Genomic DNA, 22,888 nt, shown 5'->3' on the forward strand with positions numbered 1-22,888 from the left:
TTTACTTTAATCCTTCTTTCGTAGTTTCAGTTTCAATTGCACCCTCGTTTATTTCATTAATAGCAATTGTAACAGGTTTAGTTGACTCTACAGTTATTAATGGCTCCTTGCCCTCTATTAATTGTCTTGCTCTTTTAGAAGCTGCAACTACTAGCGAATACCTATTATCAACTTTTTTTAATAAATCTACTATTGATGGATTAATCATTGAATTGTTCATGTATTAGAACCTCCCTAATATTTCATCTTTTATTTTATATACTCTACATTTTTCAGCAATTATTATGCTCTCAATTTTCTTAACTGCTTCATTAACTTCATCATTAATTACTGCATAATCATACTTTGAGGCAAAAGAAATTTCCTCATAAGCAGAATTTAATCGAGTCTTTAAAGATTCTGGTGTCTCACTACCTCTATTGGTAATTCTAGATCTTAATTCTTCCATTGACGGAGGCAGTATAAATATAAACACTCCATCTGGATAAGCAGATTTTATCTTTAATGCACCTTGAATATCAATTTCTAGTATTACATCTTTTCCACTTTCCAACACTTCAAAAACCTTAGATTTTGGAGTACCATAATAATTTCCATAGACTTCTGCATATTCTAAAAAATCATTACTATCTATCTTTGTTAAAAACTCATCTTTATCTATAAAAAAATAGTTTACTCCATCTATTTCTCCATTCCTTGGCTTTCTAGTTGTAGCTGATACTGATATCCATATATCATTCTTTTCTAACAGTGACTTACATACAGTACCTTTTCCTGCTCCTGAAGGACCAGATATAACTAATAATTGACCTTTAACTCCCATTTTATTCATCGACCTCTTCTATATGCTCATCTTCTTTAGAAGACAATCTATGCGCAACAGTTTCTGGTTGTACTGCTGATAAGATTACATGGTCACTGTCTGTTATGATTACTGCTCTAGTCCTTCTGCCATATGTAGCATCAATAAGCATACCTCTATCCCTTGCTTCTTGAATTATTCTTTTAATTGGTGCTGATTCTGGACTTACTATAGCAACCAATCTATTGGCAGAAACTATATTTCCAAATCCTATGTTTATTAATTTTATACCCATTAGTTACCTCCTATTATTCTACATTTTGAACTTGCTCTCTTATCTTCTCAATTTCACTTTTAATATCCACAGCTAAGTTAGTAATGTCTAAATCATTAACTTTAGATGCTATAGTATTACTTTCTCTATTCATTTCTTGAACTATAAAATCTAATTTTCTTCCAACAGGTTCTTCTAATTGTAGAGTTTCCACAATTTGACAAATATGACTATTTAGTCTTACAATTTCTTCATCTATTCCTGTTTTATCAGCTAAGAGTACTACTTCCATAGCAATTCTATTTTCATCTAATTGAGATTCCTCTAAAAGCTCCTTAACCTTTTTAGTTAATTTATCTCTATACTCTATGGATACCATTGGTACTCTTTTGCTAATCATATTGGTAAATTTTTTAATTAAATCACATCTATGATTAATATCTTGATTTAATTTTATACCTTCACTCTCTCTCATATGTACTAATGAATTTAATGCTTCATCTAAGGATACTTGAAGCTCTTTCCAAGCTTCTTCTAAATTTTCTTCTTTTTGCTTTAAATTGATAACCTCAGGGAATCTAGCTAGATTTGTTATCGAAATATCATCTCTTAAATCATACATGGACTGAATTGTTTTAAGGCAGTTCATATAACTTTTAACAAGTTCTTCATTTAAAACTGCCTCTACATTTTCTTTATCATGATAATTTTGTGTTATAAATATATCAATTTTACCTCTTTTAATTTTTTCACTAACAACCTTTCTAATGTTGTCTTCTAATGAAATTAACGCTCTAGGCATCCTTACATTTAGTTCGAAATATCTGTGATTAACACTTTTTATTTCTACAATAAAATTTGAGTGGCCATCACTGCCACTTCCACGCCCAAAGCCTGTCATGCTTTTAATCATAAAAAACGCATCCTTCCGACTTCTTTGTAAATTCTTTAATACCTATTATACAAAACTTATAACATCAATTTCAAGCTAAAAGTGTAAGTATTAATTAGTAAATTGGAATATTTCTTAGATATTTAAAGAAAAACAATTTTATTCAACAATAATAGAGGCAACATTGCCTCTATTACTAATTATTTTAATTATAGACATATAATCATTTTTATAACTTTTAATTATATTTGTCAAGCATTAAAAGTGCATTTTTTGTAGTTTCTATGTCATTAGTTAAAGATATTCTAAAGTAGTCGTACCCTAAATCTCCAAATACTGATCCTGGTGTTACAACAATCCCATGCTTATTTATAAGCTCTGAGCAGAACTCATAGGTAGTATAATCTTTAGGAGTTCTACACCAAATATAAAAGGTTGCATTAGTGCTAAAAAATTTAATATTCTTTTCTTTTAATATTTTTTCTACTTCACTTCTTCTTTCAGCATAAGTTTTTTTAATATTATTTTTATATTCCTCATCTAAATTTAAAGAAGCATGTGCAGCCTTTTGTATTGGAATAAACTGACCAGAATCTAAATTACTTTTAATTTTAGACAGTGAATTTATTACTTCACTTGATCCTACAGCATAACCTATTCTAAATCCTGTCATATTATACAATTTAGAAAAACTTCCAAATTCAACAGATTTTTTTTCTTCATCAAACTGAAGTATACTTATAGGTTTTTCCTCCAAGGGAATTATTTCATTATATGCTGCATCATTGCATAGTATTATATTTTTTTCTCTACAATATGCAATAATTTCTCTAAAAAATTCTTCATTACCAGTTGCTCCTGTGGGATTATTAGGATAGTTGATAAAAAACAACTTAGCCCTATTAGAAATATTTTCTGGAATTTCTTTAAGCTCCATTAAGTACCTCTTCTTTTCCTTTAGAGGAATAGTATGAGGCGTACAACCCCATAAATTTGAAGCTATTGAATAAACAGGATAACCAGGCTCTGGCACTAAAACAATATCCCCAATATCACAAACTGCTGGTATAACGCTGCTTATCCCCTCCTTAGAGCCAATTAAAATAATAACCTCATCTAGGGTCAGCTCTACATTAAAAGTATCTTTATAATGCCTAATAACTTCTTTTTTAAGCTCTAAAGTGCCATCATAGGGCGGATATTTATTAAAGCCCTCAATATTAAATCCATCAACCAGTGCCTTTAGTATATTTGGATGAACACCTAAATCTGGATCACCAATACTCAAATCTACAACCACTTTACCATCTTCTTTTCTCTTTTTCTTAATTTCATCAAGTATTTTAAAATGATACTGTTGTAAATTGCTTATTCTATTGTTTATCTTCATATTTAATCACCCTATCTTTTATGTTATAAATTATGCTATTCATAACTTATATGAAAGGTTCCATTAAATAGAAATTTTATTCAATTCTCAATTCACAATGCACAGTTCACAATTATGGATATTTCTCAGTTGCCACTGAGAAATTTCAAATTGATTGCCTGTAGCGGCGAACAGTGTTCGCCATAAAACTAGCAATTTCATTGCTAGTTAAAAATAATTTCATCCTTAATTGTTCATTGTGAATTGTGTATTGTGCATTAAAAAAATACCCCTTGGAATATTTTATCCAAGGAGTATTTTATTTTTATTAGTGTGAGGCAAATATTATCTTTACTATAAATACTATTGCTAATATATACATTACTAAAGATACTTTCTTTTTCTCTTTTCCAAATATATTACTTAAAAGATTAATTAATGCATAGGATATTACGCCTACTGTTAAACCGTCTCCTATACTATAAGTTAATGGCATTAAAGATAATGTAAGGAATGCTGGCACTCCTTCTGTATAATCAGAAAAGTCAATTTTTCTTATGCTATCAATCATATAAAACCCAACTATAATAAGTGCTGGTGCTGTTGCACAACCTGGTATTGCTACAAATATTGGTGAGAAAAATAATGCTATTAAAAATAATATTCCTGTTACTACTGAAGCTAGTCCCGTTCTTGCACCTACTGCAACCCCTGCTGAACTTTCAACATAAGTGGTAACTGTTGAAGTTCCTGCTACTGCACCTAATGTTGTTCCAATGGCATCTACTAATAATGCTTTTCCTGCATTTTTAACTCTTCCTTCTTCGTCAACCATTCCAACTTTAGACGCTACACCTACTAAAGTTCCTACAGTATCAAAAAAATCTACAAATAAAAATGTAAATACTATTGTCATGAATGCTGATATTTTTGATGGATCTAATAGATGTGAAAAATCTAACTTAAAAGCTATAGGCTTCAAAGATTCATATTTAAATATACCATTAGGTGTAAATATCATATGACTTGCTGCTGCTTCTGGTGATATGTACGCGTAAACCCATGCTACTATTGAACTTCCTAATAGTCCCCAAAGTATAGCACCTTTTACATTTTTTTTAGATAAAATAACTGTAAGTAATATTCCTATTGTTGCAATTATAACTGTTGGACTTGATAAATCTCCCATTGCCAGCTTTGTTGCTTCACTTGAAACAACTATTCCTGCATTGCTAAATCCTATAAAAGCTATAAACAATCCTATACCTGCTGTTACCGCATATTTCAAATTTGTTGGTATTGCATTAACAACTAGTTCTCTCACATTGGTTAATGATAGTAATATAAATATTATACCTTCTACAAATACTGCTGTTAACGCTACTTGCCAAGGAATATTCATTCCTAGAACTACAGAAAAAGCAAAGAAAGCATTTAATCCCATTCCTGACGCTAGAGCAAAGGGTAAGTTTGCATATAAGCCCATGAATATAGTAGTTATCCCTGCTGTTAAGCAAGTTGCTGTAACAATTGCTCCTGCTGGCATTCCTACACCTTCTGTACCAAGAATATCTGCATTTACTGCTATAATATAAGCCATCGTTAAGAATGTTGTTATACCACCTATAACTTCACGTTTAACATCAGTACCATTCTCTTTTAGTTTAAAAAATTTTTCCATTGTAGCCTCCTTAATTTTTTTAATTTATTAGAACAAAATGTGACAAAATCACAATTTTTTTAATCCATCATTTTAAATTAAGAAAATATCATTAAAATAAGTTTGATAATTCATCTTTCTAATTAGAGTTTTCCCAAATTCCTAATTTTTATAGTTAATAGTTTACTTCTATTAACTTATTACAAATGAAAATTAACCACTAGAATATGTACTAATGGTTAATCTTTATACACTGTACACAACTATTACAATAAAAAACCATGTCACATTGATATATCATTCGTACAAATATGAATTATAAGAACATTTTTCAATGTATTATTCGTACAAATAAATATTACCAACATATTTTTACTATGTCAACAGTTTTTGCGTACATTTTATTAAATTATATTTATTTTATTCGTATTTATAATGTCCTTTCTCAAAAATTTCTCTTATTTCATTCATATCATTTGTTTTTCCCAATGCTACTATAAGTTTTATTCTAGCTTTTTGTCCTGGTAAACTATCTGCAAATATAACTCCACCAGTTCTTAAATCTTTTCCTCCACCTTCATATCCATAACTATCTAAGACCCTTCCCTTATAGCATCTTGAAACTAATACTACTGGTATTCCTTTTTTAACAGCCTTTTTAACAGAAGCAGCCATCTGAGGTGGAATATTGCCTCTTCCCATAGCTTCTATTACTAAACCTTTTGCACCACTTTCTATACAATAATCTACAAGCTTTCCATCTATTCCTGCACAAGCTTTTATTAAATCCACTTTAGTTTCTATTTTATCTGTAGGTATATATTCATGATTTAAGCTTTCTCTATAAAAAATTGCCTTATTATCATCAATAATGCCTATTGGTCCAAACTCAGGACTTTGAAAAGTATTCAAATGCATTGAATGTGATTTTGTAACTTCACTTGCAGCATTTAATTCGTTATTTAAACATACTAATACACCTCTCCCCCTAGATTCCTCTGAAGTCGCCGTACATATTGCTGCTGCTAAATTTGATGGTCCGTCATATCCTAGTTCGGAACTATTTCTCATAGAGCCTGTAACTACTATTGGTTTTTCACTTTTAATTGTTAGATTTAAAAAATATGCTGTCTCCTCTAAAGTATCTGTGCCATGGGTAACAACCACTCCATCTACATCCTCTTTCTCTAAAAATGATCTAACATATTTTGAAAGTTCAAGCATAAGATCTGGTGTAACATGAGGACTAGGTAAGCTTGAAAAATTATATGATTCCACCTTTGCATAAGATTCTATTCCTGTTACCATGGACATTATTTCTTCTCCGCTTAAAGTTGGAACTGCTGCTTGTATTCTTGGGTCAACCTTCATTGATATTGTACCACCATTGAAAATAACAACTACTTTTTTCATTATAAGTACCTCCTAAATTGGTCAAATATAGATATGTAAAAGTTTTTTTATTTAAGTTTATTAGATTATTATTTCATAAATATTTTACAACATATTTAAAATATTTAAACCCTTTAAATTTAAAACCAAACAATTTCGTAAATTTTAAAACATTATATGTAAAATAATCAAATAATTCCTATTAATAAATTCTTCATAGATAGAATTCTTCCTTTAATAATAAAAAAAAGAGAGTATTTGTATTGCAAATCATTTTCTATAATTTTGCAATAAACTACTCTCATGAATTATATTAATCATTTCTTAAATATTTAAACACTACTTTTTCTATATCATCCGCTCCATTGTCATCTATAGTGACAACAGATAATTTACCATCTAAGGCTTTCATTTCTATTTCACCTATTTCACTTCCGGAAATTAAATCAACATCTCTTTTAAATTTCATAATTTTATATCCGTCTTCAATCATTTGATCTATGTTTTTCATAGAATTTCTCCTCCTTAGATAATAATTTTCTTTTGTAATCTTATTATCTGCATTAAGAAACCCTCTTATCCTATAAGGTTTTTATTAATTTATGTAGTTATTTTTATTTTTGGTATTTATAAATTAATATGTAGTTGCTTTCATAAAATAATGCTTTAGATAATAAATTTTATATTGATTTATTAGTTTATTAATTAAAGGTTATATAATATTTTAATTTTTATAGCAAAAATTTTTATTTATGGATTAAAAATTAAGAATCAAAGATAAAAAATTATAATTAAACCTATTATCAAAGCCTTTCAAGTTTTTAGAACAGATTTTAAAAAATATACTAAGAAGAAACTCATTTTACATAATTTAATTTATTTTTCAATTTTTTCAAAAAAAATAATAGCTACGAGTTAATTTTCAACTCATAGCTATTATTTAGACTAATAAAACATGTACTATAAAATTATACAAATTAATCCGCCACTACCTTCATTAATAATTTTTTGAAGGGTTTTTTGAAGCTTATGTTGAACATCTTCTGGCATTTTATAAAGTTTACTTTGAAGTCCTTCTTTAACCAAAACCTCAAGTGGTTTACCAAACATATTACTTTGCCAAATTTGTGATGGATCATTTTCAAATTGATCAAGAATTGATTTGTAAAATTCTTCACTTTGCTTTTCGCTTCCCATAATAGGAACTTCTGTTTCTATATCTGCTCTAATTATGTGAAGTGACGGAGCGGATGCTTTAAGTTTAACCCCTTTCTTGCTTCCACTGTTAATAAGCTCAGGTACTTCTAATTTCATTTCTGACAATTGAGGTGCAACTAATCCATATCCTGTATTATTTACATCTATTAATGCATCTGCAATCTTATCATACTCTACCTTAGCTTTATAGAAGCTTTCCATCATCTTTAGTAAGTCACCTTCACTGTTAATTTCAGTATTGCATACCTCACCAAGAATTCTATAAAATAATTCCTGTTTAGGAATTATATTGACTTGGGCAGTCCCATCACCCATATTCATTTCTTTAACTTTTATTCCTGATAAAAATTCTACTCCCTCGAAACATTCTAAAGCCCTTTTAATGTCCCTTACCTTAAATATGTCTTTGCACATTCCTCTAAGTATAGTCATAAAATTAATCTTTAACCAATGTTTACCGTTAAGGGTCTCTATCCACTCTGGCATATCTATGTTGATTTCCTTAACTGGGAACTCTTTAAGTACATTACTAAATATGTCTGATACATCTTGCTCATTCATTTCCATTACATTAACTAATTGTACCGGAACATCATATTTTTCTTCTAACTCTTTTTGAAGTTCCATGCTTTCTGGAGATTTTATGTCTTTACAGTTACATAACATTATAAATGGTTTATTTATTCTTTTTAGTTCCTCTACAACTCTCTCTTCTGCCTCAGCATAATCGCCTCTCTCTAAACCTGTTACTGTTCCATCAGTAGTTACTAATATCCCAATAGTAGAATGCTCATTTATAACCTTTTTAGTCCCAATTTCTGCTGCTTCTTCAAAGGGTATTTCATAGTCATACCAAGGTGTAGTTACCATCTTTGGTGCATTTTCTTCATTATATCCTAAAGAATTTTTAACTATATATCCAACACAATCCACCATTCTAACCTTAAACTTAGTGCCATTTTCAAGTTTAACCTCTACCGCTTCATTAGGCACAAATTTGGGTTCCGTTGTATGAATTGATTTGCCAGAACCACTTTGTGGAAGTTCATCTTTAGCTCTTTCTTTTTTATGGACATTATCTATGTTAGGTATTACCATCATCTCCATAAATCTTTTTATGAAGGTTGACTTTCCTGTTCTTACTGGGCCGACTACCCCTACATATATGTCCCCTTGAGTCCTTTCAGCAATATCTTTGTATATATCAAAGTTTTCCAAGTTCCACCCTCCTGTAACTAAATATTAACACTATATATATATTGAAAAAAACTTTTAAATATACCAATTTTTTAGTGAATATTTAGGGAACTCTTAAGGTATAGATTTATTAATTAGAACTTTAATTCATATAATATTTTAATTCTCTCTATAAGAATCTTATATAAAAATGAAAAATAAAAAACTTCTCATTTTTTATCAATATCTATAGATATACTACTTCCAAATTTAATCTATAGATTTATATAATTGTGTTATTAAATCATTAATTTTTTTACCTTATACAATACGAATTAACTANNGACACAGTCACTTTTATTAAAAAATCCATTTAGAGAAATTAATTTATAAAATTAATTTCAACCGTAATTGTCGGATTGCCCCCCTAAAAGTGGACTCTAAATGCTAATTACTAGATCATCCTTAAATTTACAATTTTTTAGATTATAGAACTCATCATAAGTTCTATAATCTATTGATGAATGGACTCGTATCGTGTTATATCCATATACATATTTATCAATGATGGCTTCCGCCTCTTCTAAACTATTAAATATCTTGCCAGCTAGACACTCATCTTGAAGATACCTATGATATGACTCTATATGTGCATTATAGTTCTGGCTATGCACTGGAATCCTTTCATGGATCACTTTTTCTTTTATACATAGCTTTTCAAAGTCATGAGCTATAAACTGTGAACCATTGTCCGTACGGACAGTAAGTCCGTCAACAGCATCTTTGATGCTTCTGTTGTATAATGCTATAAGCAATACTTCTTGCGCTGCTTCAGCATTAGCAGAAGGTGATAGCTTACATGCTATAATACTTCTATCAAAAACATCAATAATTGAAGCTAAATAAGCAACTTCACGTGTACCAGCAATATACACATACTTTGTGTCCATCTCCCAAAGTTGATTAGACTGTTTAACTAAGTGATTCTTACAAACACGTTTATATCTTGTAACTGGCTCCTTAGATTTCTGTATCATCCTTAATACACTCATTAGCCGATATACCTTTTTCTTGTTTATCTTTAAGCAATACCTTCGCTTAAGAACTGCTGTAATCTTCTTGTAACCATAGTGTTGTCCATGATCACAGGACTTTATTTCCATAATGTACTTTTGTATTACTAAGTCACTTACTTTTACATTATTAATATTATAGCTAAATCCAGGAATAACTCCCTCTTTTCTTACAATGGGTGTATTTCCATCTTTTTTAGCTTGTTTTCTTCGATAGTATGTAGATCTATTCAGTCCTAGTATCCTAAGAATGCTTGTTACTGGTGCTCCACATGCTATCCATTCCTCTGCATACTCATAATAATCTATTTTATTTTCTTTTTTTTAATAAATCTCTCAATACTGCTATTTCTAGGTCTTTCTGTTTATTTTCTTCAACAAGTTTTTTATACTCTTTCTTATAATTGACAATTATATTTTCTTCCTTAGGTTCCTTTGGTTTCAACGTTTGTTGATATCTCCTATAATTTCCTTTCCATGTTGATAGCAATTTAGGATTAATATCATATTTTGCAGCAACTAAAGCATTGCTTCCATATTCCAATGCCTCCTTAACAATTGCAACTCGTTTTTCTTCTGTAAACTTTCTTGTAAATTTTGTAGTCATATTTTACCCCCTCAACCTTGCTTTTTTATTGTATAGTCATTTGAACGAAGTGTCTAACATCTTGAGGGGGTCTATGAGTTGTCAATTGTCCATTTTCAATTCTCTATTGATTAAAATAGAGAGCTAAAAAAAGAAAGAAGATAATTCTTCTTTCTTTACATATTCTTTATAGCATAAAATTATGCTCATCTTTTTTGTTTCTTGACATCAATTCATAAACTCCGTATTTAGGGTCTTTATCTTCAAATAGAACCTTATATAAGGTGTCTGTTATAGGCATAGACACTTGTTCTCTTTCTTTTAATTCATAGAAGGCTTTGCAAGCTTTTATTCCTTCAACTACCATACCTACTTCTTTTGTAGCTTCTTCTCTAGTCATGCCTTTTCCTATTAGTATTCCCGCTCTTCTATTCCTACTATGGATACTAGTACAAGTTACTATAAGATCTCCCATTCCTGTAAGTCCATAAAAAGTTTCTGCTCTTCCACCTAACTTCATACCTATCTTAATTATTTCACTCATACCTCTTGTCATTAATGCAGCTTTTGTGTTATCACCATAGCCAATTCCATCAGATATCCCTGCTGCTAATGCTATAATGTTTTTACAAGCTCCACCAATTTCTACTCCTATTAAATCATCATTTGTGTAAACTCTAAATTTATTTGACATAAATATATCCTGTACCTTACTTGCTGCTTCCATATTCTTTGAGGAAACAACTATGGTAGTCGGTATATCTTGTGCTACTTCTTCCGCATGACTTGGACCTGAAATTACAACTACAGGTATATCCTTTATTTCTTCTTCTATTATCTCTGACATTCTTTTTAAAGTTCCACCTTCTATTCCCTTAGCAACAGTAGCTACAATTTGAGAACCGCTAATATATTGTGATAGTTTTTTACTAACTTCTCTTATAGCATGAGATGGTACAGCTAACACAACTATATTGCTATCCTTTACCGCCTTCTCCATATCTGAATAAGCAGTTATATTCGAAGGTATTGCCACCTTTGGTAAATATTTTATATTTTCTCTTTTTACATTTATATCCTCAACTATAGCTCTATCATTTGCCCAAATAGAAACCTCTATTCCTTTTTTGGATAACATAACCCCTAAGGCAGTGCCAAAGCTTCCTCCGCCTAAAAATGTAACCTTTAACATAACCTTAAATCATCTCCCAAAAGCCCTTTTATTCTTTTCTTTCTCTAAATATTAGTTTAATACCTGTTCCTTTAAAGTCAAAGCTTTCTCTCAATTGATTTTCTAAATATCTCTCATAAGAGAAATGTAGTAAACTAGGGTCATTAACAAAAAATATAAAAGTCGGTGGTTTTGTATTTACTTGTGTTACATAAAATATTTTTAATCTTTTAAGTGCTACTACTGGTGGCTCTTTCATAAGTACTGCTCTACTTATTACATCATTTAGCACTCCTGTAGCTACTCTCTTATTATAGTTATCATAACATTCTCTAGCCATCTGAAGAACTCTATTTACCCTTTGACCAGTTTTAGCTGAAATAAATAAGTATGATGCATAAGACATAAATGATAAACCTTTAGCAATATCCATTTGGAAGTTTCTCATAGTCTTATCATCTTTCTCTATTAAGTCCCACTTATTAACAACAACCATAATTGCTTTATTTAACTCGTGAGCATATCCTACAATCTTCTCATCTTGGTCACTTAAACCCTCAGTAGCATCAATCATAAGAATACATATGTCTGCTCTTTCAATAGCAGCTAATGTTCTAACTACACTATATCTTTCTATTTCTTCTTTAACTTTACTCTTTCTTCTAAGTCCCGCTGTATCTATTAATGTAAATTTACCTTCTGTTGTCTCTATTTTGCTATCTATAGCATCTCTTGTTGTTCCTGGAATATTACTAACAATATTCCTTTCCTCTCCTAAAATTTTATTTATAAGAGAGGATTTTCCTACGTTTGGTTTTCCAATCATAGCAATTTTTATGTATTCGTCTTCTTCTTCGGATAAATCCTCTGGATTAAAGTGAGCAACAACTTCATCAAGCATATCTCCAAGACCTAATCCTTGAGATGCAGATATTGCTATAGGATTTCCTATACCCAAATTATAAAACTCAAAAGCATTATCTTCTAGTTCTATTCTATCTATTTTATTAACAACTAATACTATTGGTTTTTTAGACTTTCTAAGCATTTGAGCTACTTCATGATCTGAAGGATGAAGCCCAGCTTTTCCATCAACTATAAAGACAATAACATCTGCTGTTTCTATAGCCATGTTCGCTTGCCTTCTCATCTGTGCCATAATAATATCTTCATTTTCTGGTTCAATACCACCAGTATCAATTATTGTAAAATTATGTCTAAGCCATTCAGCTTCAGCATATATTCTATCTCTCGTTACTCCTGGTGTATCTTCAACTATAGCTATTCTCTTTCCAGCTAATTTATTAAATAATGTGGACTTACCAACATTAGGTCTTCCAACTATTGCAACTATTGGCTTTCCCATTTTACTCCTCCTCTAAATGTTTATTTAGTATATTGATTAGATCATCTCCAGCATAATCACACACTAAGAACTCTTTATTTAGTATTTTCTCCAAATCTCTTACAGTATAATCATCTAGCAATAATCCTTCTACCTCTTCTCCAAGCTCATATCCTTTTTTTAGCATATTATTTGGAATTATAATATAATCTCCTAGTGTTTCTTCCTTAGCAGTATTGATTATATCTATACCAGTTAAAAGCCCTGCCACAGTTATTGTGGTACCAAAAAATTTATTTTCTACCGCTATTACATTAATTTTAATATTGGAATTTACTTTCATTATACTATTAGCAACTTCCTCTAAAACAGCCTTAGCAGAAACCCCTGTAATCATAGTAAAGTTACCTTTACCCTTTTTATTTAAATACTCCACTTGTTCTTTTATGGTATTTTTTAATATTCTTATCATTCCAATTCCATCTTCTAACTGCTCATATCCTCCATAATGTTCTTCTTTTGGAGGTTCAATTCCAGCCATTACATAAAACTCATCAGATAATCTTACAAAAGGAGTTCCACTTTCTTTTACATATTTATCTTGAAGGACTTTAACACTTTCTATAAGTTCCTTAGAATTTTCCTTAGTGAATAGTTTTAAATGTGGTAAATTAGCTCTAAATTTAGTTATTCCTAGTGGAACTACTGCTAAATTTTCCACACTTGGGTAAAGAGCATATAAATCTTCAATAGTTCTTATAAGTTCTTTCCCATCATTTATGTCAGGACAACAAACTATTTGAGTGTTTACCTTTATGTCTGCCTCTGCTAGCCTTTTTAGTATATCATATATGTTGCCAGCAAATCTATTTTTTAACATTTTTATCCTTAATTCAGGATTTGTAGTATGTACAGATACGTTTATAGGACTAATTCTATATTTTATTATTCTTTCAATATCCTCTTCCTTCATATTAGTTAAAGTTAGGAAATTTCCTTGTAAAAAAGATAATCTTGAATCATCATCCTTAAAGTATAAAGTTTGCCTCATACCGGTTGGTAATTGATCAATAAAACAAAATACACATTTATTATGACAGCTCATAGGCCTATCTAATATAGCTTCTTTAAATACTATACCTAAATCTTCATCATAATCCTTTTCTATTTCTATTTCCCATACCTCACCATTAGGTTTTTCAACTTCTAGCTCTAAATACTCATCGGTGATTAAGAATTTATAATCTATAATATCCTTAACATTATTACCGTTAATACTGATAAGCTTGTCACCTGATTCAATTTCCACTTCTTCTGCTATGCTGTTAGGAAGAACCTTTGATACTAAATTTTTCACATTTCTTCCTCCTGTTCTATTAGTTTTTATACTATATTTTAGAATAATAGTAGTATTTGAATTTTGAAAATTAGCATTATATAAATTTTATATTGACTTATATTTAAAATAATTAAAATACAATTATTATTGCTTTCATAAAACTTCTAACAATTATTTGTTATATCTAGTTTTATCTTTAATTTTATATTTTATGAACTACTTCTATAAGTTACTAAATTCTATCAATGATAACTTTAATATTAATCATCTTCAAAAAAACATATTATATCTGCTATTATGTTATAATATATCAATTATATTCAATAGTCAATGTAAATGCATAAGGGTTATTATCAATTTGAATACCTCTTTGCTTAATGAACAATTTATAGAAAAATTTTATAGTACAATAATAATTATAAATAACTTAAAGTGAAATATATGATTTTTTGCAAAAGAAAAATGCTTAAGGATAATAAGCATTTTTCTTTAATCTTTAGGAGGTAATTGTGAAATTTATTACCTATTTTAATATGATTATTAGTAACTTAATTATAATAGGTTTAAATACTCTAAAAGTTACAATAATATAAATTAAATATTACAAATTGGTTAAAATAACCTTCATCGATAAATAATTGATATTTTGGAATATGTTTCATATATTGTCTCGTTTTTATTCATTTAAATCAATTTTCTTACCACTTAGAAGATAAATTGTCCATTCACATATATTAGTAGTATGATCTCCAATTCTTTCCAGGAACTTACAAACAAATAACAATCTTGTAGTTTGCTCTATTACTTCTGGTTTCTTAGTCATTATCATCAAAAGCTCTGAAAATACATTGTTATATAATTTATCAACCTGATCATCCATACGACAAATCTCTAGTGCCTTTTCCTCACTTTTATTTAAGTAAGCTTCAATTGAGCCCTCTATCATCTTACTAACTAAAACTCCCATTTTAGATATATCTCTAAGTTCCTTTATATATTCTTCATCACAAAGTTTCAATGTAATTTTTGAAATATCCACTGCATGATCTGCAATTCTTTCAAGATCTGTTACAATTTTACTTATAGTAAATATAGTTCTTAGATCAGTAGCTAATGGTTGCCTCGTAGCTATTAAAGTCACACATTTATCTCCTATATTATTTTCAAAATCATCAATTATATCATCTTTTTTGATTATATCTTTTGCCAAGTTCACATCTTGCTTTATAAGGGCATCCATTGTGTCCTTTATTTGCTCACTTACTGCTAAAGTCATCTTAGATAATTGATTTTGAAGTTCTAATAACTCTGTATCAAAAGATTTTCTTGACATTATTTCACCACCTAACTTATTCTTCCTGTAATATAATCTTCTGTTCTATTGTCCTTAGGCTTATAAAAAAGATCCTTAGTTTTTCCATACTCTATAATTTCCCCATTAAAAAAGAATGCAGTATAATCTGATATTCTAGCTGCTTGCTGCATATTATGAGTTACTATAACAATAGTGTATTCACTTTTTAAATTATCCATAAGTTCTTCAATTTTTGAAGTTGAAATAGGATCTAAGGCTGAAGTAGGTTCATCCATTAATATTACCTTAGGTTTAACTGCTATTGTTCTAGCAATACATAATCTCTGTTGCTGTCCACCAGATAGTGATAATGCACTTTTATTAAGTCTATCTTTAACTTCATCATATAAGTTTACAGCCTTTAAGCTTTCTTCTACTATTTCATCTAAAAGTTTTTTATCTTTAATTCCATGGATTTTAGGACCATAGACTATGTTTTCATATATAGACTTAGGGAAAACATTAGGCTTTTGAAATACCATTCCAACCTCTTTTCTAAGTCTTATAACATCGTATTCATATATATTATCATTTAAATAGCTTATGTTTCCTTTAATAGTTACATTATCTATAAAATCATTCATTCTATTCAATGTTCTTAAAAATGTAGACTTCCCACAGCCTGAAGGACCGATAAGAGCTGTTATCTTATTTTCCATTATCTCCATATTTACATTTTTTAAAGCTTGCATTTCGCCATAAAATAAATTTAAATTTTCTACTTTAATATTATTCATATTCTGCCTCCAGTTATATTAACCAAATCTACCTGAAATGTAATCCTCTGTTTTTTTATTTTTAGGATTAGAAAAAATATTATTAGTAATATCCATTTCTATAAGTTTACCATTTAAAAAGAACGCTGTATAATCTGAAGTTCTTGCAGCTTGTTCCATATTATGAGTAACCACAACTACTGTGTAATTCTTCTTTAATTCTTCCATAAGTTCCTCAATTTTTAATGTTGAAATAGGATCTAGGGCTGAAGTAGGTTCATCCATAAGAATTATATCTGGCTTAGAGGCTAATGCTCTTGCAATACATAGTCTTTGCTGTTGTCCTCCAGATAATCTAAAAGCTGATTTATTTAGAACATCTTTTACTTCATTCCAAAGTGCAGCTCTTTTTAAGCTACTTTCCACTATTTCATCTAATTTATTTTTATCTTTTATTCCATATCTCTTAGGACCATAAATTACATTTTCATATATAGACTTTGGAAAAACGTTAGCTTTTTGAAATACCATTCCTACTGACTTTCTAAGTTCAATTGTATCTATATTTTCAATTAAGATATCATTATTATTTATAAGAATTTTTCCTTCATAGTTTATATCATTTATAAAATCATTCATTCTATTTAAGCTTCTTAAAAATGTAGATTTGCCACATCCTGAAGGACCTATTAATGCAGTTATTTTTCTTTCTTCAATCTGCAAATTTATATTATCTAAGGCTTTTTTTTCACCATAGTAAAAGCTAAAATCCTCAACTTTTATTTTAGAAGTCATATTATCTCTCCTAGTCTTAATGTAAATTCTTATTATATTTATTTCTTAATAATATTGCTATACTGTTAGCAGTTAATAAAATTACAAGTAGTACTATTATTCCTGATGCTGCTAATTTTTGAAATTCTGCTTGTGGCCTTGAAGTCCAATTGTAAATTTGTATTGGTAGTGCTGTATATGAACTTGTAAGTCCTTTTGGTAAAAAGGCTACATAGCTTAAAGCTCCTACCATGATAAGTGGTGCAGATTCTCCTAATGCTCTTGATATGGAAAGTATTGTACCTGTTAATATACTTGGCATTGCATAAGGTAAGATAACTCCTGTTATACTTTGCCATTTTGAAACTCCTAAAGCATAAGAACCTTCTTTAATTGCAATAGGTACATTTCTAAGAGCTTCTTCTGTAGTAATTATTATAGTAGGCAATATTAATAAGGATAATGTCAATGCCCCAGTGAGCATTCCTCTGCCTAATACTACTACAAAGACTCCTAATCCAAGCATTCCATAAACTATAGATGGAACCCCTGCCAAGTTAGAAATATTAAGTTCTAAAAATTCTCTTAATCTACTTTTTTTCATGTACTCTTCAATATATATAGCAGTTCCAATTCCTATAGGAAAAGAAATTAATGCTGTCAAAAATATTAAATAAATACTGCCTACAAAAGCTGGTAATATTCCAGCCTTACTTACAAATCTTGATGGAAAACTAGTTAAAAAGTTTATATCTAAATATTTAATTCCATCTTTTATTATAGAAAACATAAGAAGCACTAAGGTTATTAACGCAAATAATGTACAAGCTAGAAATATGGATTTACATAATGTATTTTTTATTTTTCTTCGTTTTAAATTGTTTTCTTCCTTAATTCTATGATTTTCCTTAGAGGAAGTTTTATTTATGGCATATCCTTCATTAGACATTTTGAAGCTCCTTTCCTTTTTTAACTACTTTTTTAGCAATGATATTCAATATAAATGTAAGTAAAAACAATACTGTTCCTACTGCAAAAATAGTTTGATATTCTATAGTCCCTCTTTGCACATCTCCCATTGCTATATTAACCATATATCCTGTAATTGTTTGTATACTTTTAAGTGGATTTAAAGTTAATGATGGCCTAGATCCTGCTGCAATTGCGACTATCATAGTTTCTCCTATTGCTCTTGAAATAGCTAATATAAAAGATGATATGATTCCTGATATTGCTCCTGGTATAACTATTTTTGTTACTACTTCCAATTTTGTTGCTCCTAATGCATAAGCACCGTCTCTTACAGATGAAGATATAGAACTCATAGCATCCTCACTCAAAGATGAAATCATAGGTATAATCATTATTCCTACAGCAATTCCTGCACTTAGAGCATTAAATATCTCTATGTTAGGAAAGATTCTTTGAAGTAAAGGTGTTATAAATGTCAGTGCAAAATATCCATAAACTATAGATGGTATACCCGCTAGAATTTCCACCATTGGTTTAATTATGTTTTTTACTTTTTTTGGTGCATATTCACTTAGATAAATTGCTGCTCCTAACCCTATAGGAATGGCAATTATAATTGCAGTAACTCCAATTATTAATGTGCCGTTTAATAGTGGCATTATTCCAAAGTGCTTAGGTTCTAAAAGAGGAGTCCAACTCTTCTCTGTAAAAAATCTTACAATTCCTATATCTTTAAAAAATATAAAAGATTCTTTAGATAAAATAACTATAATTACTACGGTTGTTAATACAGTTAATAATGTAAATCCCTGCAAAAACTTTTCTATTATGAACTCTTTTTTATTAATATTTCTCCTTTTAGATGACATATATTTTCCTCCTACAGTGTTCCTCGTGTTATTGATTTAATTATATGGTTTTAATGTTAACTTCCTTATAACTAATGTTAAGGCAAGGTTAACAGAATGTTAGCTTTTATTAATTTAACCTCAAATTAGACAATTTATTAAAATTTCTTTATTTTATAAATTAAAGGAGGGATAGCCTACAGGCTATCCCCTTATTATTTATCTTTAACTAATCTATTCTATCTTTCCTAATTCCACATTATAATCTTCATCCGGTAACTCTACATACCCGATTTCTGATATAATAAATTTCCCTTCACTTAAATAGAACTTTAAGAATTCTTTAACTTCTTCTCTTTTTAATGACTCATTATTTACATATAAAAATAATGGTCTTGATAATGGAGCATAGCTTCCATCTTTTATAGTTTCAAAACTAGGTTCAATTCCACCTTTGCCATTATCAATTTTAACAGCCTTTAGCTTATCCTTATTTTCTTCATAATATGAATATCCAAAGAAGCCCATGGCATTTTTATTTCCTGCAACACCTTGTACTAAAGTATTAGGGTCTGCATTAGGAGTTATATCCTGTCTTATTGCACCACTTTTTTTATTTATTTCTTCTGTAAAATAATCAAAAGTACCTGAATCCGTTCCTGGTGAATAAAATTTAATTTCTTCTGCTGGCCATTCATTTCTTATATCCTTCCAAGTCTTGACCTTGCTATCAGGAGACCATATATTTTTTATCTCATCTACTGTTAAAGTATCTACCCATGTATTGTCCTTATTAACTGCTAGAGTAATTCCATCAAAGGCAATTTTAAAATCTGTGTAACTAACACCATTCTTTTCAGCCTCTGACTTTTCTTTATCTTTAATTGCTCTTGAAGCGTCATTTATATCTGTTTCTTTAGTAACAAATCTTTTAAACCCTCCACCGGTTCCAGATATTCCAATAGGAATTTTAACATCTCTGTGAATTTTATTAAATTCTTCTGCCATTCCTTCTGTAATAGGTGCTACAGTTGAAGAACCATCAATTTTTATCTCTCCAGTTAGTGAAGATGAACTCTCTTTCTTACCGCAACCTATAAACACTCCTGTTAAAGTTACTACTAGTAAAGAAGTAAGTATAAGTTTAATTGATTGTCTTTTCATTTTGCTTCCTCCTAAATATATATGTTATTATTTCTTCCAAATTTTCCTTACAAGTTTATTTTATAGAGGTTTTATTAAGTAAGTTTTATCATCTTGTTAATTAAAATTTACTTAATGTTAAGTATTATTTACAATTAGAATCTAGCCTATGCAGTTGAGAATTGATAATGAATAATTATAGTAATTTATCCTTTATAAGAGAATTCTTTTTGAAGCTACACAGTAGCTTCTTATAAAAAAAACTAGCAATATAATTGCTAGTAAAAAATATATTTAAAGAGATTAATTCATACAGAATTAATCTCTATCTTAATTTTCAATTGTCCATTGTCAATTCTCAATTGATTTAACTATAAGGTATAGTTATAATAAATTTTGTTCCCTTGTTTAATTCACTTTCTACAGATATATTACCGTTAAAACCTAACACAATATGTTTAACTATTGCAAGACCTAGCCCGGTTCCTCCCTTAGCTCTAGATCTGGCCTTATCCACTCTATAGAACCTCTCAAATAAGCGTGATATATGATCTCTAGATATTCCTATTCCTTTATCTTCTATCTCAATAATGCATTGATTATCTTTATAATATCTATTAATAATAATCTCTTCACTTTCGGAATACTTAATTGCATTATCAACCAAATTAATAAGCATTTGTTTAAATTTATCACTGTCTCCAACTAAATTAGGAACTTTTTCTCCTTTTATTACAATGTTTACATCTTTCTTATCCCCTACATTTCTCATAAGAGCATCAACATGAGAGATTATTCTATTTACATCAACTATTTCTTTTTTAAAGTCTTTTTGTAATTCAATATCAGAAAGAATTAATATGTCAGATATAAGCCTAGTAAGCCTATCCGCTTCCTCTTCAATTATATCTAAAAACTTATCTCTAGTTTCTATATCATCAACATATCTTAAAGTTTCTGTAAATCCTTTAATAGAAGTTAAAGGTGTTTTTAATTCATGAGACACATTAGCTACAAATTCCGTTCTGACATTTTCTAATTTTTTAACATCTGTCACATCCTGTATTACAGCTACTTTACCAATATGATGATTTCTATTTATAATATCTGCAGTTCTAACTCTTAAATATGCTTCTTTAGGGTAATCTATTTTAACTTCTTTATAATGATCATCTATATCCTTAAAAATCATACTTATATCAAAATTTTTGGAGATTGTGTTTATATTTTTGCCTATAACATCTTCATTAATTCCAAAAATTTTTTCCGTATATGCATTAACTATAATTATATTATCATTAATATCTATAGCAATAACTCCACTATCCATACTTTGAAGTATAGCAGATAATCTATTTTGTTTTTCTTTAACTTCATTTAAACTATATTCTAGTTTATTTGCCATTTTATTAAAGCTTGCACCTAGCTGTCCTATTTCATCCTTAGAAGTCACCTTAACCCTTCTATCCAACTCACCTTGTGCTATCATAGAAGTAGTATTTTCCAAGTCCATAATAGGTTTTACGATTATATAAGACAACTTTGAGGAAACCCATATTGTAATTAGGAGTATAACTCCTACTACAGTTACATAAGTGAATATATATGTTTTATCCTCACCGTTAATTCCTTTAACTGGTTGAGAAGTTCTTATAATATAATTGTCAAATTTTGATGCATAATAAACAGTATCTATATCTAAACTTTTACTAACTCTTACTCCATAACCTTCACCACTAACTAATGCATCTTTAAATTCTGATCTTTCTTTATGATTTTCTAAATTATTTTTATCTACTTTAGAATCAAACTTTACATTTCCTTCGATATCTAGTATTGTAACTCTTATATTTAAATCATCAAGTTTCTTAAACAATGCTTTATTATTATCAATTTCATTAACTTTAATAAACTCCATTATAATTCCATTATAGTTTTTTAAATTTTCTTTTACATTTTCCTGTCTTTGATAATTTAATATAGTTATAAATAAAACTGTCACAAATCCAAAAATAAATATCATGGAAGATAAAATATAAAACATTAATTTCTTCTTCATGGGATTAGTTTACTCACTTCCCTCAGAATAGTTGAATTTATATCCTATTCCTCTTATTGTTTGAATAAACACAGGATTTTTATCATTACTCTCAATCTTTTGTCTTAAATGCCTTACATGAACATCTACAGTTCGAGTTTCCCCTACATACTCATAGCCCCATATTTTATCCAAAAGAAAGTCTCTAGTCATAACCCTTCCACGATTTTTAATAAGTATCTCTAAAAGTTCAAATTCTTTTAAAGTAAGCTCTACTTTTTCTCCATTTCTCTTTACTTCATGCTTTTCAAAATCTATAACTACATCACCAAATTTGAAATTATTATCCTCATATTTTACTACAGTTCTTCTAAGAATAGCTTTAACTCTTGCCATAAGTTCTCTAACAGAAAAAGGTTTTGTTATATAATCATCTGCGCCAAGTTCTAAGCCTAATATTTTATCTAGTTCCTCACTCTTTGCAGTAATCATTATGATTGGCATAGAAGAGATGATTGGTTCCTTTCTAATTTCCTTACAAACTTCAAGTCCATCCATTCCTGGAAGCATTAAATCTAATAAAAGTAGATCAGGCATTTTTTCTTTTGCAATTTTTAAGCCTAGGTCTCCAGTATTAGCTGTTAAAACTTTATATCCATTTTTCTCAAGATTAAACTTTATAAGCTCAACTATATGCTCCTCATCATCTACTACTAAAATTTTTTTTTCTGCCATAAGTTTTCCTC

The 22,888-nt window shown here is 29.2% G+C and carries 22 protein-coding genes; all 22 read right to left on the bottom strand.

Features of this window, described 5'->3' with window-relative positions:
• Position 1 precedes the first annotated feature (1 nt).
• On the bottom strand, positions 2-220 hold the full coding sequence (rpoZ, locus tag B3603_RS20540) for a DNA-directed RNA polymerase subunit omega (RefSeq protein ID WP_291568449.1): 219 nt from the start codon (positions 218-220) through the stop codon (positions 2-4).
• Between the two features lie 3 nt (positions 221-223).
• Entirely contained in the window at positions 224-823 is a 600-nt protein-coding gene (gmk, locus tag B3603_RS20545; RefSeq protein WP_396153088.1) for a guanylate kinase, read from the bottom strand.
• Between the two features lies 1 nt (position 824).
• On the bottom strand, positions 825-1,097 hold the full coding sequence (gene remA, locus B3603_RS20550) for an extracellular matrix/biofilm regulator RemA (RefSeq protein ID WP_039631486.1): 273 nt from the start codon (positions 1,095-1,097) through the stop codon (positions 825-827).
• A 13-nt stretch (positions 1,098-1,110) separates the two neighbouring features.
• Positions 1,111-1,989 carry a YicC/YloC family endoribonuclease gene (locus B3603_RS20555; RefSeq protein WP_291568453.1) on the bottom strand — a complete coding sequence of 293 codons (879 nt, stop codon included), beginning with the start codon at positions 1,987-1,989 and terminating at the stop codon, positions 1,111-1,113.
• A gap of 217 nt (positions 1,990-2,206) precedes the next feature.
• Positions 2,207-3,358 (bottom strand): aminotransferase class I/II-fold pyridoxal phosphate-dependent enzyme, encoded by a 1,152-nt coding sequence (locus B3603_RS20560; protein WP_291568455.1) that lies wholly within the window; start codon positions 3,356-3,358, stop codon positions 2,207-2,209.
• A 307-nt stretch (positions 3,359-3,665) separates the two neighbouring features.
• A complete protein-coding gene (locus B3603_RS20565; RefSeq protein WP_291568457.1) occupies positions 3,666-5,018 on the bottom strand; it encodes an NCS2 family permease in 1,353 nt (450 codons plus the stop codon).
• Between the two features lie 399 nt (positions 5,019-5,417).
• Entirely contained in the window at positions 5,418-6,410 is a 993-nt protein-coding gene (locus tag B3603_RS20570) for an asparaginase (RefSeq protein WP_291568458.1), read from the bottom strand.
• A 292-nt stretch (positions 6,411-6,702) separates the two neighbouring features.
• The gene (locus B3603_RS20575; protein ID WP_291568460.1) at positions 6,703-6,900 is read right to left on the bottom strand and encodes a hypothetical protein; all 198 of its coding nucleotides are present in this window, start codon (positions 6,898-6,900) and stop codon (positions 6,703-6,705) included.
• A 449-nt stretch (positions 6,901-7,349) separates the two neighbouring features.
• Positions 7,350-8,825: a stage IV sporulation protein A gene (gene spoIVA / locus B3603_RS20580; RefSeq protein ID WP_291568463.1), complete on the bottom strand. Its 1,476-nt coding sequence runs from the start codon at positions 8,823-8,825 to the stop codon at positions 7,350-7,352.
• A gap of 398 nt (positions 8,826-9,223) precedes the next feature.
• The gene (locus tag B3603_RS20585; protein WP_349676836.1) at positions 9,224-10,165 is read right to left on the bottom strand and encodes an IS3 family transposase; all 942 of its coding nucleotides are present in this window, start codon (positions 10,163-10,165) and stop codon (positions 9,224-9,226) included.
• A 1-nt stretch (position 10,166) separates the two neighbouring features.
• Positions 10,167-10,463, bottom strand: a complete 297-nt coding sequence (locus tag B3603_RS20590; RefSeq protein ID WP_291568465.1) for a transposase — start codon at positions 10,461-10,463, stop codon at positions 10,167-10,169.
• A gap of 166 nt (positions 10,464-10,629) precedes the next feature.
• Positions 10,630-11,634, bottom strand: coding sequence for an NAD(P)H-dependent glycerol-3-phosphate dehydrogenase (locus tag B3603_RS20595; RefSeq protein ID WP_291568467.1), 1,005 nt, complete (start codon positions 11,632-11,634; stop codon positions 10,630-10,632).
• A 28-nt stretch (positions 11,635-11,662) separates the two neighbouring features.
• Complete coding sequence (gene der / locus B3603_RS20600; RefSeq protein ID WP_291568469.1) at positions 11,663-12,979, bottom strand: ribosome biogenesis GTPase Der; 1,317 nt, start codon at positions 12,977-12,979, stop codon at positions 11,663-11,665.
• 1 nt (position 12,980) lies between these two features.
• A complete protein-coding gene (locus B3603_RS20605; RefSeq protein ID WP_291568471.1) occupies positions 12,981-14,315 on the bottom strand; it encodes a DUF512 domain-containing protein in 1,335 nt (444 codons plus the stop codon).
• A gap of 658 nt (positions 14,316-14,973) precedes the next feature.
• On the bottom strand, positions 14,974-15,630 hold the full coding sequence (phoU, locus tag B3603_RS20610) for a phosphate signaling complex protein PhoU (protein ID WP_291568473.1): 657 nt from the start codon (positions 15,628-15,630) through the stop codon (positions 14,974-14,976).
• An 11-nt stretch (positions 15,631-15,641) separates the two neighbouring features.
• Positions 15,642-16,388 (bottom strand): phosphate ABC transporter ATP-binding protein PstB, encoded by a 747-nt coding sequence (gene pstB, locus B3603_RS20615; RefSeq protein ID WP_291568475.1) that lies wholly within the window; start codon positions 16,386-16,388, stop codon positions 15,642-15,644.
• Positions 16,389-16,406: 18 nt separating this feature from the next.
• Positions 16,407-17,162: a phosphate ABC transporter ATP-binding protein PstB gene (pstB, locus tag B3603_RS20620; protein WP_291568477.1), complete on the bottom strand. Its 756-nt coding sequence runs from the start codon at positions 17,160-17,162 to the stop codon at positions 16,407-16,409.
• A gap of 16 nt (positions 17,163-17,178) precedes the next feature.
• A complete protein-coding gene (pstA, locus tag B3603_RS20625; RefSeq protein WP_291568480.1) occupies positions 17,179-18,090 on the bottom strand; it encodes a phosphate ABC transporter permease PstA in 912 nt (303 codons plus the stop codon).
• Entirely contained in the window at positions 18,083-18,982 is a 900-nt protein-coding gene (gene pstC / locus B3603_RS20630; RefSeq protein WP_291568481.1) for a phosphate ABC transporter permease subunit PstC, read from the bottom strand. The genes pstA and pstC overlap by 8 nt, the downstream gene beginning before the upstream one ends.
• A gap of 213 nt (positions 18,983-19,195) precedes the next feature.
• Positions 19,196-20,125, bottom strand: a complete 930-nt coding sequence (locus tag B3603_RS20635; RefSeq protein ID WP_291568483.1) for a PstS family phosphate ABC transporter substrate-binding protein — start codon at positions 20,123-20,125, stop codon at positions 19,196-19,198.
• Positions 20,126-20,471: 346 nt separating this feature from the next.
• On the bottom strand, positions 20,472-22,163 hold the full coding sequence (locus tag B3603_RS20640; RefSeq protein WP_291568485.1) for a HAMP domain-containing sensor histidine kinase: 1,692 nt from the start codon (positions 22,161-22,163) through the stop codon (positions 20,472-20,474).
• A 9-nt stretch (positions 22,164-22,172) separates the two neighbouring features.
• Positions 22,173-22,877, bottom strand: a complete 705-nt coding sequence (locus B3603_RS20645; RefSeq protein ID WP_039631714.1) for a response regulator transcription factor — start codon at positions 22,875-22,877, stop codon at positions 22,173-22,175.
• Positions 22,878-22,888: the final 11 nt, after the last annotated feature.

Source organism: Clostridium sp. UBA2485 (genome assembly GCF_002341865.1).
GTDB lineage: Bacteria > Bacillota > Clostridia > Clostridiales > Clostridiaceae > Clostridium_J.